The following is a 16,545-nucleotide window of genomic DNA, read 5'->3' on the forward strand; positions in this document are numbered from 1 at the left end:
GAGTAGACAAGACCAATGCCCGAGGGTCACTCCGTCCACCGCATCGCCAACCAGTTCACCCGGCACTTCGTCGGCAAGCGCTGCGAGGTGTCGAGCCCCCAGGGTCGCTTCGCCGCCGGCGCCGCGCAGCTCGACGGCAAGCGCATGATCGCCGCGCGTGCGGTCGCGAAGCAGATGTTCCTGGAGTTCGAGGGCGACCTGTTCCTCCGCGTCCACCTCGGGCTGTACGGGGCATGGGACTTCGCGGGCGTGATCTCCACCGCCGAGGCGCTGTCGGACGACGACGACCGCGAAGAGTCGCTCAGCTCGATCGGCGCACCGCGGCTCGCCCGGTACCGGATGGCCGAGCAGGAGAAGGCGGAGGACCCGATCGAGTCCTTCCCGCCGGGCCCGGTCGGCCAGGTCCGGGTGCGGATCCTCACCGAGGACACCGTCGCCGACCTGCGCGGCCCGACCGCGTGCGTCGTGGAGACACCGGCCGAGGTGCAGCGCGCGCTCGACAAGCTCGGCCCCGACCCGATGAACGACGACGGGCCCGAGGCCGAGAAGACCTTCGTCGACAACGTCCGCCGTCGGAACGTCGCCATCGGGCAGCTGCTCATGGACCAGTCCGTCGTGGCCGGCATCGGCAACATCTACCGCGCCGAGCTGCTGTTCCGGCAGCGCATCGACCCGTACAAGCCGGGCAAGAAGATCACCGTCAAGCAGGCCAAGGCGCTCTGGGCCGACTGGTCGAAGTTGCTGCACGACGGTGTCCGTGACGGTCTGATGATGACGATGGACGACCTGTCCGAGGCCGACCACAAGAAGGCCCTGCGTTCACGCAAGGACCGCCACTGGGTGTACCACCGGCAGGGCGAGCCGTGCCGGGTGTGCGGCACCGAGATCCGGATGGCCGACATGGCCGGTCGGAAGCTCTACTGGTGCCCGAAGGACCAGAAGTAGCCCACGGGGCACGGGCACACCCGCGCGCTCACACCTCTCGGTAGGTGAACCGCCCGGCGACGGCCGTCCCGAGCACCCGCATGCCGCGCAGCGCGGCGGACGAGGACGCGGCGAGCGGGTCGGTCTCGACGAGCACCAGGTCCGCCACGTCGCCGACGGACACCCCGACCCGTCCGTCGGTCGACCCCTGCCACGCGACGAGTGCCGAGAGTCGTTCGGCCGGGTGCCACGGGTCCCGCCCGTCGCGGTCCCGACCAACGGCCGCCGCCATCGACACCCACGGGTCGAGCGGCGCCACCGGAGCGTCCGACCCGAGCAGCAGGCGCGCTCCGGCCCGGGCGAGCGAGGCGAAGGCGAAGGCCCGGTCGGTGTGCCCGGCCCAGTGTCGGTCGGCGATGTCCCGGTCGTCCATGGCGTGTTCGGGCTGCACGGACGCGGCGACCCCGAGCCGGGCGAACCGGTCGACGTCGGTGTCGACGAGCAACTGCGCGTGCTCGATCGTGCCGCGGGCCCCGACGGTCTCGAAGACGTCGAGCGCCAGGGTGTTCGCACGGTCGCCGATCGCGTGGATCGCGGGGACGAGTCCGGCGTCGACGGCACGGCGGGTGATCGCGACGAGCTCCTCGAACGGCCAGGCGAGTACGCCGGAGCCGTCGGTCATCGCGGCGGTCCGGGTGCCGAGGGACCCGTCCGTGACCACCTTGAACGGCCCCATCGTGAGCAGGCCCCGCGTGCCGTCGACCACGTCGCCGGTCTGCAGCCCCCGGGCGATGGCCTCGTCGAGCTCGGCCGGGTACACCCCGGACGCGACCCGGATCGCGTCGGTGCCGGCGTGGATCCGGCGGCGCCAGCGGTCGAGCCCGAAGCGCATCTCGAGGTCGACCACGCCCGTCACCCCGCGGGCCGCCGCGGCCTCGGCAGCGTCCGCCACGTAGGCGTCGAGCAGGTCGTCCGGCACCTGCGACAGCGCACCGGTCACGTCGAACGCGTCCTGCTCGCGCAGGACCCCGTCCTCGCCCGCCTCGAGCGGTCGGCCGACAGCAGCCGAGAAGTGCGCGAGCGCGAGGGCGTTGCACCACACCGCGTGCAGGTCGGCGCTGATGACGACGACCGGGAGGCTCGGAGCGGCACGGTCGAGCAGCTCGCGTCGGGCAGGGTGCGGCCACATCCCGTCGCGGTAGCCGTGTCCGACCAGGACGCGGTCCGCCACGCCCGCCCGCGCGACGGCGGCGAGCAGGTCGGCGGTCGCCTCGGCGGAGTCGCAGCCGGTCACGTCGACACGGCGGCGGACGAGTGCCCACTGGTCGAAGTGCGTGTGGTGGTCGCGGAGCCCCGGGCCGAGCCAGGCACCGGCGGCCTCGACGACGTCGGTGTCGACGCTCGTGGGGTCGAGCGTGCCGGTCGGTGCGATCTCGGTGACGCGACCGTCGACGATGCGGACGTCGGCAGGGGCCCCGGAGGTTCCCACACGCCGGACGGTGCGGAGCAGGATCTCGCTCACCGTTCCTCCAGACCGCGCGCTCGTTCCATCTCGTCGGCGAGCGCCGGCGACGCGTAGGGGCCGTCGCCCCGCAGCCCGGCGACGATGCGGTCGATCACCTCGGGGGCCTTGTTCTGCGACAGCTTGGCGCGGGCGTCGAACCGGGTGACGCGGATCCGGATGCCGACGGTGCCCTTGGCCATCCGGCGGGCGGTCTCCTCGTCGATCTGCAACGACACGGGCGAGGGCATGACGTGCTCGAAGTGGTCGACGAGCTCGCCGAGGACCCGGAAGTTCTCGTCGTCGGACAGGATCTCGGGAGTGCCCCAGACGTGTGCGGTGATGTGGTTCCAGGTGGGCACGAACTGCTCCGGCGGGTACCAGGCGGGGGACACGTAGCCGTGCGGACCCTGGAACACGACGAGCACCTCGTGCTGTCCGAGTTCGTGCGCGACCTCGTCGGGGCGGCCGACGTGGGACACCAGCACGAGGGCGTCCGGGTCGTCGTCGGGGCCGGGGGTCTCGAGCAGCACCGGGTAGTGCGACGCCACCAGCCCGGCCGCGGTGTGGGACACGATCGTCGCCCACGGGTTCCCGGTGATGAGGCGTCGGACCTCGTCGACGTCGGTCATCAGGAAGTGCGGTGTGTGGCGCATGGTCCGAGCGTGGCACACCGCGGCGGAGCGCGCGACGGGTGTCGTTTCGTCAGTGTTTCTGCGCGGTAAAACTCTCAGAGCGCATTGAAAGAAGTCTTGTGGACGGGATTCGAACCGGCCTAGCTTTCCCACCACGACGACCGGGCAGGGATCCGGCCGCACCCGATCGAGGAGAGATCATGCGACGCAGGACGATCGCCGCGCTGGCCGCGGCGGCAACCTTGGCACTGGTGGCGACCGGCTGTTCGGCCGGCGGCGCGGCCGACGACGACGCTCCCTCGAGCCTGGTCTACGCGACCGGCGAACCCGACCACCTGACCCCGGGGCGGCAGACCGTGGCCTTCGACCAGGTGATGAGCGTCTTCGCGCCGCTCACCCAGACCGACGCCGACGGTGACCTGCAGTACGTGGCGGCGAAGAGCGTCGAGAGCGACGACGCCACCACCTGGACGATCACGCTGCGGGACGGCTGGACGTTCCAGAACGGCGAGGCCGTCACGCCCGAGAGCTACGTGAAGGCCTGGAACCACGTCGCCTACGGCCCGAACGCGTGGGAGAACAGCGGTCAGCTCGCCGGGATCGTCGGGTACACGGACCTCAACCCGGCGAAGGGCACCCCGAAGACCAAGGAGATGTCGGGGCTGAAGGTCACCGGCAAGGACACCTTCACGGTCACGCTCACCCACGCGGACAGCCAGTTCCCCCTGCAGCTCAGCCAGGCCCAGACGGCGTTCTACCCGATGCCCGCGGCCGCCTACGACGACCTGAAGGCGTACGACAAGAAGCCGATCGGCAACGGCCCGTACGAGATGACGAAGGCGTGGAAGGCGGACCAGGAGTTCACCGTCACGGCCTGGAAGGACTACGAGGGCACGAAGCCCGCCACCGACGAGGTGACCTTCCGCAGCTACTCCGACATGAACACCGCGTACACCGACGTCCTGGCCGGCAACGCCGACGTGCTGTTCCTGCCGACCGACAAGATGACGAGCGCGAAGGCCGACTTCGGCGACCGCCTGCACTCCTTCGACGCCCCCGGCATCGACTACCTCGGGTTCCCGCTGTGGGACGACCGGTACTCCGACCCCGACGTGCGCCGCGCGATCTCGATGTCGATCGACCGTGACGAGGTCAACGACGCGATCTACGGCGGGCTGTACGAACCGGCCACTGCACTCACCCCGCCGTCGATGTCCGGCACCGAGGAGGGCATCTGCGGCGACGCCTGCGAGTTCGACCCGGCAGCGGCGAAGAAGCTCCTCGCCAGTGCCGGCGGGTTCGACGGCACGATGACGCTCGTCTACCCGGGCGGCACCGGCCTCGACTCCCTGTACGAGGCGTACGCCAACCAGATCCGGCAGAACCTGGGCGTCGACGCCGAGGCGAAGGCCACCACCGACTGGGCGTCCTACTACTCGGAGCTCACCGACAAGACCGTCGCCGGCCCGCACTTCGGCCACTGGGGCGCGCTGTACATCAGCCAGCAGAACACGCTCCGGGCGCTGTTCACCACGGCCGGCGGCTGCTCCCCGTGCACCGGCTACTACCAGTCCGACGACGTCGACTCGCTGCTCGCGAAGGCCGACTCCGCCGGGTCCCAGGACGAGGCGAACGGGTACTACACGAAGACGCAGGAGGCGGTCCTCGAGGACTTCCCGATCGTCCCGACCTTCTTCGACAAGTACTCGTACGTCACGAGCGACAAGATCGCGAAGCTGCCGGCAGTGGCGGGCAGCCCCGTCATCGCGCAGATCGCCGTGAAGTAGGGCGGGGCATGGAGCAGCACACCGTCCTCGACCTGGTCCGTGACGTCCCCGACCGCGACGGCTTCCCGCTCGTCGACGACCTGCACGCCCGGTTCGCCACGCTCGCCGCGGCCCACCCGGACCGGGTCACGGTCACCCGGATCGGCACGAGCCGCCTCGGCGAACCCCTGCACAGCTACCGCATCGGCACCGGGTCGCACGCGGCCGTCGTGGTCGGCGGGGTGCACCCGAACGAGCCGATCGGTTCGTGGACGGCGCTGCACCTCGCCGAGACGGCCCTCGGTGACGAGCGGGTGGCCGGGCTCGACGTCACCTGGCACATCGTCCCGACGATCGACCCGGACGGCATGCGGCTCAACGAGGCGTGGTTCCACGACCCGCACGACCGCGTCTTCTACTCGCGGCACTTCTACCGGCCGGCCCCGGACAGCCAGGTCGAGTGGACGTTCCCGAACAGCTACAAGTCGGTGTACTTCGACCAGGTGCTGCCCGAGACGCTCGCGTTCATGCGGCTCATCGACGACACCGAGCCGGACCTGCTCGTGAGCCTGCACAACGGCGAGATGGGCGGCGTCTACTACTACCTGTCCGAGGACCTGCCCGCCGTCGTCGACACCCTGCACGCGGTGCCGGCGGCACTCGGGCTGCCGCTCGACACCGGGGAGCCGGAGTCGCCGTACCTGCGGGAGCTCGCCCCGGCGGTGTTCGCGATGGATGGCATCGAGACGGCGTACGCCTACCTCGAGGAACTCGGCGTCGACCCCGGCGAGCACATCCACGGCGGATCGAGCGCGGCGTGGGCGATGCGGCACGGCGCCCTCTGCATGGTGGCCGAGCTGCCGTACTGGAGCCACCCCGATGCCGACGACCAGACCCCGACCGGCGAGCCGTACGCCGACCTGCTCCGTCGGTGCGCGGACGAGCTCGGTGCCTCGGGTGCGGAGCTGCAGGCGTTCCTCGACGAGGCGTCTCCGATGCTCTCGATCCCGTCCCCGTTCGTCGAGGCCTCCCGGGCGTTCGTGCCGATGCTCGTCGGGATGGCGGACACCGACCGCCGCCGGGCCGAACGGGAACCGGCCGACCGGACGGCCACCGTCGCGGAGCGCTTCGGCTGCGAGGACCTCGTCCGCTGCTTCCGCCTGCGCTACGGCGGGATGCTCCTGCGCGCCGTCGAGGCGGAGACGACCGCCGGCACGGCGTCCGCGCCGCTCCGGCGGCTCCGCGACCGCCTGGCCGAGCGGTACGCGCACTGGCAGGCGGACGCGTCGACGGGTGCGCAGCCGATCCCGGTGGGGAAGCTCGTGGGCGTGCAGTACGGGGCGATCCTCGCCTGCGCGGCGCACGTGGCGGACCCGACCCGCGCCTCCCGTCCGGTGTCGGCGGCCGTGTCGGGAGGCGCGTGATGCGTCCGACGCTCGCCGTCGGTCGCCGACTCGGCGGCCTGGTCATCGTGTTCCTCGGGGTGACCTTCCTGATCTACGCGATGACGTTCGCGCTGCCCGGCGACCCGATCAAGGCGCTCGGCGGCGAGCGCCCCCTGACCGACTCGGTCGTGCGGGCGCTGCGGGCCGAGTACCACCTCGACCAGCCGCTGTGGCTGCAGTACGTGCAGTACCTGGGCGGACTGTTCCGGGGTGACTTCGGCACCGACTTCAACGGGCAGTCCGTCGGCGAGCAGATGGCCTCACGGTGGCCGGTGACGATCACGCTGGCGCTGAGCGCGTGGGCGCTCGAGATCGTCCTCGGCATCGGGCTCGGCGTCGTCTCGGCGCTCAGGCGCGGCACCGTGCTCGACAAGACGGTGCTCGTCGGCACCATCGTCGTCGGCGCGGTCCCCGTGTTCGTGCTCGGCGTGGCCCTGCAGCTGGTGTTCTCGGTGCGGCTGCACTGGTTCCCGGTCGCGGGTGTCACCGCGGGGTGGCCAACCGCGTACGTCCTGCCGGCGTTCGTGATCGCCCTGTTCGGCCTGGCCGCGGTGTCCCGGCTCACCCGGACGTCGATGATCGAGACGCTCGACGCCGACTACGTGCGGACGGCCCGCGCCAAGGGGCTCGCGCCGGGCCGGATCGTCGGCGTGCACGTGCTGCGGAACTCCCTCATCCCCACCGCCACCTACCTGGCGACCGACCTCGGGTACCTGATGGGCGGCACCGTCATCATCGAGGGCATCTTCAACCTGCCGGGCGTCGGGAACCTGCTGTTCCAGGGCATCCGCTCGCACGAGGGCGCCGTCGTCGTCGGCATCTCGACCGCCCTCATCCTGGTGTTCCTCGTCACGAGCGTGCTCGTCGACCTGCTGCACGCCGCCCTCGACCCGCGCGTCCGGACAGGAGCCTCCCGATGACCACCGAAGCCCTCGGCGCCACCGTCGAACCCGTCGTCGGGGTCCGGCGCCGGCCACTGCTCGCCGCCGCCCGGACGCCGGGGTTCTGGGTGCCCGCGTCGGTGCTCGTGGTGGTCCTGCTCATCGCGGCGTTCCCGCAGCTCTTCGCCGGCCTGTTCGGCCACGGCGACCCCCGGGTGTGCGACCTCGGCCGGAGCGGGGCGTCAGCGACCGCCGGGCACCCGTTCGGCTTCGACCTGCAGGGCTGCGACGTGTACGCGAACGTCATCTGGGGCACCCGGTCGTCGATCGCCGTCGCGGTGCTCACGACCCTGCTCGCCGGCATGGTCGCGGTCGTCGTCGGGACCGTCGCGGGCATGGTCGGCGGGTGGGTCGACGCCGTCCTCGCCCGGCTCACCGACGTGTTCCTCGGGTTCCCGTTCCTGCTCGGCGCCGTCGTCGTGCTGAACAGCGTGGGGGAGCGGTCGGTGCTCACGGTGTCGCTCGTGCTCGCGCTGTTCGGGTGGCCGACGATGGCCCGGCTCGTGCGGTCGAGCGTCCGCAGCGTCCGGGGTGCCGAGTTCGTGCTCGCCGCCCGGACGATGGGGTTGTCGACGTGGCGGATCACCACCCGGTACGTGCTGCCGTCGTCGATCTCGCCGCTGCTCGTGCTCGCCACCATCACCGTCGGCGGGGTCATCGTGTCCGAGTCGTCGCTGACCTACCTCGGCATCGGGCTGGAGCGTCCGGCGATCTCGTGGGGGCTGCAGCTGTCCGCGGCGACCTCGCAGTTCCTCCGCGCCCCGCACATGCTCATCGCGCCGGCGGCGTTCCTCGCCGTGACCGTGCTCGCCGTCATCGCGCTCGGCGACACGCTGCGCGCCGCACTCGACCCGCGTCGGCGCTGACGTGCGTCGCGGCGGACGCCGCAGCGATCGACGCGCCAGACTCGAACCACCGCTTCTCGAAAGGACCACCGTGACCGACACCCTCTCCGCGTACCGGAAGACCCTGCCCTACATCCGTGAGTGGGTGTCGTACAAGGTGTGGCAGCTGCGGGTGCCCGGCGTGCAGGTCGCCGTCGGGTACGGCGGCGAGGTCCTGTTCGACGAGGCCTGGGGCTACGCCGACGTCGAGGCCGGGCGCCGCCTGACCACCACCGACCTGTTCCGCATCGCCTCGCACTCGAAGACCTTCACCGCGACGGCCCTGCTGCGGCTCGCCGAGCGCGGGTCGCTCCGGCTCGACGACACCGTCGGCACGTACGTCCCGGCACTGGTCGACGGCGGTTCGCCGCTCGCCGACGCCACCCTGCGCGAGCTCATGGAGATGGGGGCCGGCGTCATCCGCGACGGGCATGACGGCGACTACTGGTCCCTGCTCCGCCCGTTCCCCGACGAGCAGGAACTCCTGGCGCTCGTGCTCGACCGGGGCCAGAAGGTGCCGACCGGTTCGTCGTTCAACTACTCGAACCTCGGCTACTCCCTGCTCGGCCTGGTCATCGCGGCGGTGTCCGGGCAGTCGTACAACGACTTCGTGCGCGAGTCGATCACCGAACCCCTGGGCTTGCGGAACACCGGCCCCGACTGGGACCCCGCACGCGCCGACGACTTCGTGGTCGGGTACACCGGCTTCCACACCGCGCGGCACCGGCAGCGCATCGACCACGTCGACACCCGCGCGATGGCCGCCGCCACCGGGTTCCACGGCACCGCGTCCGACCTGGTCCGCTACTTCTCGCAGCACGTGATCGGGCAGGGCACCCTGCTCGACGACCACTCCAAGCGCCTCGCGCAGCGGAAGGCCTGGAGCGCCACCGACGACCCCGCGGCCCGGGGCTACGGTGCCGGGTTCATCGTCGACCGGATCGGCGGACGGGAGATCCGCGGCCACTCGGGCGGGTTCCCCGGCCACATCACCCAGTCGATGTTCGACCCGGCGTCCGGACTCGTCGTGTCCGTGCTCACGAGTGCCGCCGCCGGACCCGCCACGCTCATCGCCACAGCGGTCATCGCGATGCTCGACGCAGCGGCCGACGCCGACGCCCCGGGGACCCCGGTACCCGACGACGTCGACGCCGCCGCCTTCACAGGACGCTTCGCGAACCCGTGGGGCGTCACCGACGTCGCCCGGATCGGTGACCGGCTCGTCGAGGTGGACCCGTCCGGCCCCGAGCCGATGGACACCCCCACCCGGCTCGAGGTCGTCGACGCCGACACTCTGCGGATGACCCACGGCAACCGCTTCGGCTCGGTCGACGAGGACATCACCTACACGCGTGACGAGGACGGCACCGTGCGGGCGATCCGCGGCGGTGGCGGCATGTCGCAGGAGCCGTGGTCGATCCCGGACGAGCGACCCGAGGTGGCCGCCGGGCTGGCCTCGTGACGGACGACAGGGGCGCCGCCCAAGGGGCCCCCGACGACGACCGGCTGCTCGGACCGGAGCGCCAGGCGTTCGTCGAGGAGTTCGCCCTGATGCTCAACGACGGCGCGGGCATGCCCCTCACCGACGCCCGGGTGCTGGGCTACCTGATGATGACCCGCGCACCGCACTCGTCGTCGTCGGACCTGCAGGCAGCGCTCGGTGCCAGCTCGGGGTCGGTGTCGATGGCCACCCGACGGCTCGTCGACTCCGGGTTCGTGAAGCGCCACATCGTCCCCGGCGAGCGCAGTCACTACTTCCGGGCCGAGGCCGACGTCTGGGGTTCCTGGCTCGCCAGCGAACGGAAGTACCTCGACCGGCAGCGCGACATCATCGGCCGCGGGCTCGCCGTCGTCGAGGGTGCCGGCCGCACCGGCACGGGCGACGTGGACGCCGAGGTCCGTGAGCGTCTGCTCAACGGCCGCGACTACATGCAGTGGCTGCAGGGCTACCACCGCAAGATGCTCGAGGAGTGGGAGGCCTTCAAGGCCGCCCGCGACGACACCGACCCCCCGGAGACCCCATGAGCGGCACCACCGACGTCCTGACCGTCGAGCACCTCACCGTCACCTTCGACGTCGACGTCGACGGCGAGGTGGTCCGCGCCGTCGACGACGCCTCGTTCACCGTCGCCCGGGGCGAGGTCGTCGCGGTCGTGGGGGAGTCCGGCTCCGGCAAGAGCATGACCGCGATGACCGCGATGGGCATCGCCCCCGACGGTGCGCGCGCCTCGGGGAGCATCCGGCTCGGCGACCTCGAGGTCATCGGCACCGACGAGCGCACCCTCCGGTCGGTCCGGGGCCGCAGCGTGTCGATGATCTTCCAGGACCCGTCCGCGGCGCTGAACCCGGTGTTCACCATCGGGTTCCAGCTCGCCGAGGCCGTCCGACGCACCGACGGCCAGCACGACCGCGCCGCCGTCCGGGAACGCTCGCTCGAGCTGCTCCGCGCCGTGGAGGTCCCCGAACCCGAACGCCGCCTGGCCCAGTACCCGCACGAGCTCTCCGGCGGGCAGGCCCAGCGCGTGATGATCGCGATGGCGCTCGCCGCCGATCCGGACCTGCTCATCGCGGACGAGCCGACGACCGCCCTCGACGTCACCGTGCAGGCCGAGGTGCTCGACGTCCTCCGCGCGCTGCGCGAGCGCACCGGCACCGCGATCCTGCTCATCACCCACGACATGGGTGTCGTCGCGGACCTCGCCGACCGCGTGGTCGTGATGCGCCGCGGACGCGTCGTCGAGACCGGCACCGCCGAGGCGGTCTTCGCCGCACCGTCCGCCGACTACACGCGCGAACTCCTCGCTGCGGTCCCGCGCATGGGCACCGGGTCCGGTCTGGAGGCCCGGCTCGGCTCCGCCACGGAGCCCCCGGCCGCCGTCCTGGACGTCCGGCACCTCGTGGTCGAGTACGGCGGCGCCCTGCGCGGGCGCTTCCGTGCCGTCGACGACGTGTCGTTCACCGTCGGCCGTGGCGAGATCGTCGGCCTGGTGGGGGAGTCCGGCAGCGGCAAGACCACCATCGGCCGGGCCGCGGTGGGCCTCGCGCCGATCACCTCCGGCTCGGTGGTCGTCGACGGCACCGACGTCGCCGGCGCACGACGAGCCGCCCGCCGGCAGATGCGCCAGCACGTCGGCGTGGTGTTCCAGAACCCGCTCCGGTCGCTCAACCCCCGGTACACCGTCGGGCAGACCGTCGCCGAGCCGCTCCGCCAGATCCTCCGGCTGCCGGCAGTGCAGGTCGAGGAGCGTGTCGAGCGGCTCCTCGCCGACGTCGGTCTCGACGGCGGGTACGCCGAGCGCTACCCGCACGAACTCTCCGGAGGCCAGCGGCAACGCGTCGCGATCGCCCGCGCGGTGGCCCTCGACCCCGCGCTCCTGATCGCCGACGAGCCGACGAGCGCGCTCGACGTGTCGGTGCAGGCCCGCGTGCTCGACGTGTTCCGCGAGCTGCAGGAGCGCCTCGGGTTCGCGTGCCTGTTCGTCACGCACGACCTCGCCGTGGTCGACACCCTGTGCGACCGGGTCGTCGTGCTGCACGGCGGCCGGGTCGCCGAACACGGGACGCGCGACGCCATCCTGCGCTCGCCCCAGGACCCGTACACACGACGGCTCATCCAGGCCGCCCCGGTGCCGGACCCCGCGGAGCAGGCACGCCGACGCTCCGAGCGCCTGGCGGCCAGCGCGGGCTGAGGCGGGCGGGAGTCCGGCTCAGCGCACCTCGGCCGAGGCCCACAGCACGCCGGCCCCGCGGCCCACCGGGCGCAGCAGCGGCACGGCGACGAGCACGGCCGCGGCCAGGTAGGCGACGGTCTGCAGCAGGCCCGGGACCGCGAAGGCGACACCGAGCGACTCCTGCGGGAGCGCTGTGAGGAGCACGGTCTCCGACAGCAGTGCGGTGACGAACCACGCTGCAGCCGCCACCGTGACGATCCATCCGAAGGCCCGGTGCGCACCCGGTTCACTCCGGACGGTGATGACGCCGAAGACCACGAGCGCCGCCTGCGCGACGACGAGGAACACATCGATCAACAGTCCGGGAACCAGCGACACGAGCGCGAACGCGAGCACGGACACCGCGAACGTGAGCGCCCGGCGGTCTCGAGCGCGCACCGCGGCGACGAGCACGACGACGGCAGCGATGCCGGCGACGACCGTGGCGCCGAGGAGCAGCCCGCGGGGCAGGTCCCAAGGAGCCAACCAGACCGTCCCGACCAGTCCGGCCGCTCCGAACACCAGCGCCGCCACCACCGCGGCCGCCGACACCACCCGTACCCCCGTGCTGCTCTGCATGCCCGCACACTATGCCCCGGGACCCCGCCAGCGGAACACCCCTCCGCTCGGCGAGGGACGGACGTTCGTGTCCGCGCGATGACGGTTCCGGTTCGCGCCGCCCGGGGATCGTGAACCAGAACCGTCAACGAGGTGGGAACGCGTGCCCATCCGCCCCGGCTCGCCGCCCGCCGACGACACGCCCGTCCGACGCCAGGTCGTCGTCCACACGACGCGGTCGACTTGACTGTCGTTCGAACACACGTTCGAATACCGTCGTGGGACGGCGTCGCGAGAACCGGTGGCAGCCCCCGGAGCACCCGGAGGTCGAGCGTCCGCGCGCGTACTCCCTGTCCGAGGATGCCCGCGGCGGCGACGTCTGCCACGCCGTCACCCCGAAGCCGGTCTGGGCGTGGATCCAGTTCCCGACCTTCCATGTCCGGGTGAAGGCCTTCGCGAAGAGCTGGACCCGCGACGCCGTGCTGGTGGAGTGGGCGCAGTTCGGGCAGCAGGCCGAGGCGTGGGTGTGGCGCTCCGCGGTGAAGCACCGCACGCTCCGTGTCGACCGGGACAGCGCGAACCGGAGTCCGCAGAACGCACTGCGTTGACTTCCGCCCGCACCCCGAGGATGGTTTAGCGAACGCGGGTTCAGCAAGTAACTCACTGATCGAGGCAATCGGTCCGGATCCGTACTCACGAAGGAGGCACCATGAAGAACGCAGCGGTGCCGTCCTGGGTCGCCCACGTGCTCACCCCGCCCGAGGTCATCAGCGCCTACGTCGAGCGTCGGATCAACGATCCGTCCCTCTTGTCGGGCGAGCAGTCGGAACCCACGTACGCAGACTTCCTGCGCGACGAGTAGACGGTCTTCTCCAGGAGGCCCGGATCACGCACCGCCGTCGGCGGACGTGATCCGGGCCTCCTCTTCGTTCACCCCACCGGTCCGCCGCGCCGGCGACGTGCCGACAGCGTCACGCCGACGCTCGCGGCGGTGACGCACGCCAGGGCGACCGTCTCGAGCACCGACAGCCCCTCGGCCAGCACCACCAGGCCGGCCAAGGCGGCGATCGCCGGGCCGAGGCTCTGCAGCACCCCGAACACCCGTGTCGGCATCCGGCGGAGTGCGAGCATCTCGAGGGCGTACGGCAGCACGCTGGACAGCACGGCGACGGCACCGAAGACGAGCAGGAGCGTCGGTTCGCGCAGGACGCCGTCGACCGCGGACCGGAGCCCGAACGGCAACGACACCAGCATCGCCACCACCATCGACACGACGAGCCCGTCGACGCCGGGGATCGCGGCACCGACGTGCCGGTTCATCACGATGTAGCCCGCCCAGCCTCCGGCGGCCAGGACCGCCCAGGCGACCCCACCCACCTCGGTCACCGCGGTCGGACCGACGCCGAGCAGCACGACCCCGGCGAGCGCCAGCACGGCCCACAGGGCATCGCGCCAGCGCCGGGTGTGCACGAGCGACAAGGCGAGCGGCCCGAGGAACTCGATCGTCACGGCGACACCGATCGGGATGCTCGCGAACGACAGGTAGATGAAGACGTTCATGCCGCCGAGCGCCAGGCCGAGGCCGACCGCACCGAGCCACTGCGCCCGCGTCCAGTGCCGGACGCGGGGACGGACCACCAGGGCGAGCACGACGGCGCCGATGACGAGCCGGAGCGTGGCGGCCCCGACCGCGCCGACGTCGTCGAAGTGGGTCTTCGCGATCGCGGCGCCGAGCTGGACGGACACCATCGCGGTGAGGGCCAGCAGGGGTGCGGGGACCCGGTTCATCCTCGGGCTCGGTTCATCCTCGGGCTCGGCTCATCCGAGGTAGGCGAGGACGGCGAGGACGCGGCGGTGGTCCTCTCCGGTGTCCTCGAGCGCGAGCTTGCCGAAGATGCTCGACACGTGCTTCTCGACGGCTCCGGTGCCGATCACCAGGGCGCGGGCGATCGCGGCGTTCGTGCGGCCCTCGGCCATCAGCCCGAGCACGTCACGCTCGCGCGGGGTCAGGGCTGCGAGCGGGTCGCGGCGGCGGCTCATCAGCTGCGTGACGACCTCGGGGTCGAGCACGGTGCCCCCGGCGGCGATGCGGCGGACGGCGTCGTCGATCTCCTCGAGCCGGGTGACGCGGTCCTTGAGCAGGTAGCCGATGCCGGTCGCGCCGGCCGCGAGGACGTCCTCGGCGTAGGTGGCCTCGACGTACTGGGAGAGCAGGAGCACACCCGTCCGTGGAGCGATCCGGCGGGTCTCGACGGCGGCGCGGACACCCTCGTCGGTGAAGGTCGGCGGCATCCGCACGTCCATCACCACGACGTCGGGTGCACCCTCGGGCAGCGTCGCCAGGAAGGCCCGGGCGTCGGAGTACTGCCCGATGACGTCGATGCCGGCCTCGTCGAGCACGCGGGCCAGGCCCTCGCGCAGCAGGATGGCGTCGTCGACGACGACGGCCCGGATGCGTGCTGCATCCGGGCCGTCTGTCATGCCGACCAGCCTAGTGGGAGCGCGGGCGCCCCCGTGGGGTCACGACCGCTGGTTCGCCGCCGTCGGGACGCCGTTCAGGGCACCGAGGGGGATCCGGGCGGTGGCCTCGGTCGGGCCGCCCTCGGGGCTCGAGACGACCAGGTCGCCGTCGAGGGCCCGCATGCGGCCGATCAGGCCCTCGATCCCGTGGCCCTGCTGCGGTCGTGCGCCACCCCGGCCGTCGTCGGTGACGCTGACCGTCAGGTACCAGAGGCCCGAGGCGTCGACGACCAGCCCGAGGTACACCCCGGCAGTGGTGGCGCCGGCGTGCTTCATGGTGTTCGTCAGCAGCTCGCTCACCGTGAAGTACACGTTGCGCTGGATCTCCGTGGCGAGTTCCAGGCCCTCGGGTAGCCGGACGTCCAGACCGACCGGGATCGGGGTGCGGGCGACCAGTGCCTCGAGCGCCGCGACGAGTCCGCGGTCGAGCAGGATCGGCGGGGCGAAGCCGCGTGACAGTGCGCGCAGTTCGTCGAGGGCGTCCTGGGCGTGCTCGGATGCCTCACCGATGAGCTGCTTGGCCTTCTCGGGGTCCTTCTCGAAGGCGCGTTCGGCGGCGGACAGGTCCATGCGGAGTCGCACCAGCCGCTGCTGCGGGCCGTCGTGCAGGTCGCGCTCGATCTGGCGGAGCGCCTGCCCCTCGGCGGTGACGGCACCGGCGCGGGAGGCCTGCAGGCCGGCGACACGCTGCTCGAGTTGCTCGGCTCGGAAGCCGCCCAGCAGGCCGAAGTCGACCCAGTAGTGCGCCAGGACGGATCCGCGGGCCCAGAGCGGGAAGAGCACGACCGATGCGGCCATCGACAGCAACCCGAGGGCGCCGAACCCGACGACGGCCGTCGTGTCCCAACCGAAGTACTGCGCGCTCAGCCCGTTGGCGAACGCGACCACCGCGAGCCCGACGGGCCAGAGGAAGCCGACGAACAGCAGGGCTCCGGCGCCCACGGTGAAGACCGCGACGAGCGGGTACACGACCGCGGCGTGCAGCAGGTAGAGCCAGTAGTGCGGGTTGGCGACGGCCGAGCCGGTGCGGGTCCACCAGTTCTGCTGCCAGCGGGGCGTCCAGTCCACCGGGCGGATCGGGCGTCGGTCGGCCCAGCTCATGCGGAGCTTCTCGAACTGTCCGAGCCACCGCGCCACGAACAGCGCGATGAAGAACATGAGCAGGACGAAGGGGTTGAAGAGGTCGCGGAACCCGCCACCGAAGATCGCCGTCGGGAACGCGAAGTACAGCGTGCAGAGCAGCACGGCGGTGAGCGCCATGTAGCCGAAGTCCCGCGGCAGGCGCTTCCACGCGTCACGGTAGAACTGCCCGGCGGTCATGCCGGACCCGCGACCGGAACCACCGACCGGACCGGACCCGACCCGCGGGGTGGCGCTCCACGACGCCGGCGGGGACTGCGGGGCGTCCTGGGGGTCCTGCTGGTGCTGGCGCGGGTACTGGGGCATCGGCTTGGTGGCTCCAGGGGGCACGGAGTCGCCCAGCGGGACGGTCTGGGCCTGGTCGGGCGAAGGCGTGACGTCGTCCAGCGGGACGGTTCGCGCCTGGTCGAGGCGGTCGGTGTCGGTCATGCATCCAGCCTCGCGATCGCGGAGCCGTTCCCCCATCCTGCCCTCTCCCCACCCCGGGTGGGGTTATCCCCCCTCTTCCACAGGTCGCCCGA

At 71.9% G+C, this 16,545-nt stretch carries 16 protein-coding genes; 10 read left to right on the forward strand and 6 right to left on the reverse strand.

The features are described from left to right. Window positions 1-15 precede the first annotated feature (15 nt). Window positions 16-945, forward strand: coding sequence for an Fpg/Nei family DNA glycosylase (locus tag DEJ20_RS05340; protein WP_111235334.1), 930 nt, complete (start codon window positions 16-18; stop codon window positions 943-945). Between the two features lie 28 nt (window positions 946-973). On the opposite strand, the gene DEJ20_RS05345 is transcribed toward DEJ20_RS05340, so the two are convergent. After that, complete coding sequence (locus DEJ20_RS05345) at window positions 974-2,446, reverse strand: amidohydrolase (protein WP_111235333.1); 1,473 nt, start codon at window positions 2,444-2,446, stop codon at window positions 974-976. Continuing rightward, window positions 2,443-3,081 carry an FMN-binding negative transcriptional regulator gene (locus tag DEJ20_RS05350; RefSeq protein ID WP_111235371.1) on the reverse strand — a complete coding sequence of 213 codons (639 nt, stop codon included), beginning with the start codon at window positions 3,079-3,081 and terminating at the stop codon, window positions 2,443-2,445. The genes DEJ20_RS05345 and DEJ20_RS05350 overlap by 4 nt, the downstream gene beginning before the upstream one ends. Window positions 3,082-3,260: 179 nt before the next feature. On the opposite strand from DEJ20_RS05350, the gene DEJ20_RS05355 reads away from it, so the two are divergent. The 7 genes from DEJ20_RS05355 (at window position 3,261) to DEJ20_RS05385 (ending at window position 11,785) form a co-directional block, all read left to right on the forward strand. Further along, on the forward strand, window positions 3,261-4,847 hold the full coding sequence (locus DEJ20_RS05355; protein WP_258377163.1) for a peptide ABC transporter substrate-binding protein: 1,587 nt from the start codon (window positions 3,261-3,263) through the stop codon (window positions 4,845-4,847). Window positions 4,848-4,855: 8 nt separating this feature from the next. After that, window positions 4,856-6,250, forward strand: coding sequence for a M14 family zinc carboxypeptidase (locus tag DEJ20_RS05360; RefSeq protein WP_111235332.1), 1,395 nt, complete (start codon window positions 4,856-4,858; stop codon window positions 6,248-6,250). Then, window positions 6,250-7,191: an ABC transporter permease gene (locus DEJ20_RS05365; RefSeq protein ID WP_027464675.1), complete on the forward strand. Its 942-nt coding sequence runs from the start codon at window positions 6,250-6,252 to the stop codon at window positions 7,189-7,191. The genes DEJ20_RS05360 and DEJ20_RS05365 overlap by 1 nt, the downstream gene beginning before the upstream one ends. Further along, window positions 7,188-8,078, forward strand: coding sequence for an ABC transporter permease (locus DEJ20_RS05370; protein WP_042538539.1), 891 nt, complete (start codon window positions 7,188-7,190; stop codon window positions 8,076-8,078). The genes DEJ20_RS05365 and DEJ20_RS05370 overlap by 4 nt, the downstream gene beginning before the upstream one ends. A gap of 70 nt (window positions 8,079-8,148) precedes the next feature. Continuing rightward, entirely contained in the window at window positions 8,149-9,558 is a 1,410-nt protein-coding gene (locus DEJ20_RS05375) for a serine hydrolase (RefSeq protein ID WP_258377162.1), read from the forward strand. Then, window positions 9,555-10,121, forward strand: a complete 567-nt coding sequence (locus DEJ20_RS05380; RefSeq protein ID WP_111235331.1) for a GbsR/MarR family transcriptional regulator — start codon at window positions 9,555-9,557, stop codon at window positions 10,119-10,121. The genes DEJ20_RS05375 and DEJ20_RS05380 overlap by 4 nt, the downstream gene beginning before the upstream one ends. Continuing rightward, a complete protein-coding gene (locus tag DEJ20_RS05385) occupies window positions 10,118-11,785 on the forward strand; it encodes a dipeptide ABC transporter ATP-binding protein (protein ID WP_111235330.1) in 1,668 nt (555 codons plus the stop codon). Before DEJ20_RS05380 ends, DEJ20_RS05385 begins: the two co-directional genes overlap by 4 nt. An 18-nt stretch (window positions 11,786-11,803) precedes the next feature. On the opposite strand, the gene DEJ20_RS05390 is transcribed toward DEJ20_RS05385, so the two are convergent. Beyond that, on the reverse strand, window positions 11,804-12,385 hold the full coding sequence (locus DEJ20_RS05390; protein WP_146245431.1) for a hypothetical protein: 582 nt from the start codon (window positions 12,383-12,385) through the stop codon (window positions 11,804-11,806). Between the two features lie 257 nt (window positions 12,386-12,642). Between DEJ20_RS05390 and DEJ20_RS05395 the strand changes: the two genes are divergently transcribed. Further along, window positions 12,643-12,972: a hypothetical protein gene (locus DEJ20_RS05395; RefSeq protein ID WP_111024186.1), complete on the forward strand. Its 330-nt coding sequence runs from the start codon at window positions 12,643-12,645 to the stop codon at window positions 12,970-12,972. Between the two features lie 101 nt (window positions 12,973-13,073). Then, the gene (locus DEJ20_RS05400) at window positions 13,074-13,226 is read left to right on the forward strand and encodes a hypothetical protein (protein ID WP_163343414.1); all 153 of its coding nucleotides are present in this window, start codon (window positions 13,074-13,076) and stop codon (window positions 13,224-13,226) included. A gap of 68 nt (window positions 13,227-13,294) precedes the next feature. Here the strand turns inward: DEJ20_RS05400 and DEJ20_RS05405 are convergent, their stop codons facing one another. From DEJ20_RS05405 to DEJ20_RS05415, 3 genes are read right to left on the reverse strand one after another with little or no spacing between them, the layout of a single operon-like run. Next, on the reverse strand, window positions 13,295-14,152 hold the full coding sequence (locus DEJ20_RS05405; protein ID WP_111235328.1) for an EamA family transporter: 858 nt from the start codon (window positions 14,150-14,152) through the stop codon (window positions 13,295-13,297). A gap of 30 nt (window positions 14,153-14,182) precedes the next feature. Further along, entirely contained in the window at window positions 14,183-14,845 is a 663-nt protein-coding gene (locus tag DEJ20_RS05410) for a response regulator transcription factor (protein WP_111235327.1), read from the reverse strand. A 39-nt stretch (window positions 14,846-14,884) separates the two neighbouring features. After that, window positions 14,885-16,453: a sensor histidine kinase gene (locus DEJ20_RS05415; RefSeq protein ID WP_111235326.1), complete on the reverse strand. Its 1,569-nt coding sequence runs from the start codon at window positions 16,451-16,453 to the stop codon at window positions 14,885-14,887. Between the last annotated feature and the right edge of the window lie 92 nt (window positions 16,454-16,545).

Origin of the sequence: Curtobacterium sp. MCSS17_005 (assembly GCF_003234225.2) — a bacterium.
Taxonomy (GTDB): domain Bacteria; phylum Actinomycetota; class Actinomycetes; order Actinomycetales; family Microbacteriaceae; genus Curtobacterium; species Curtobacterium flaccumfaciens.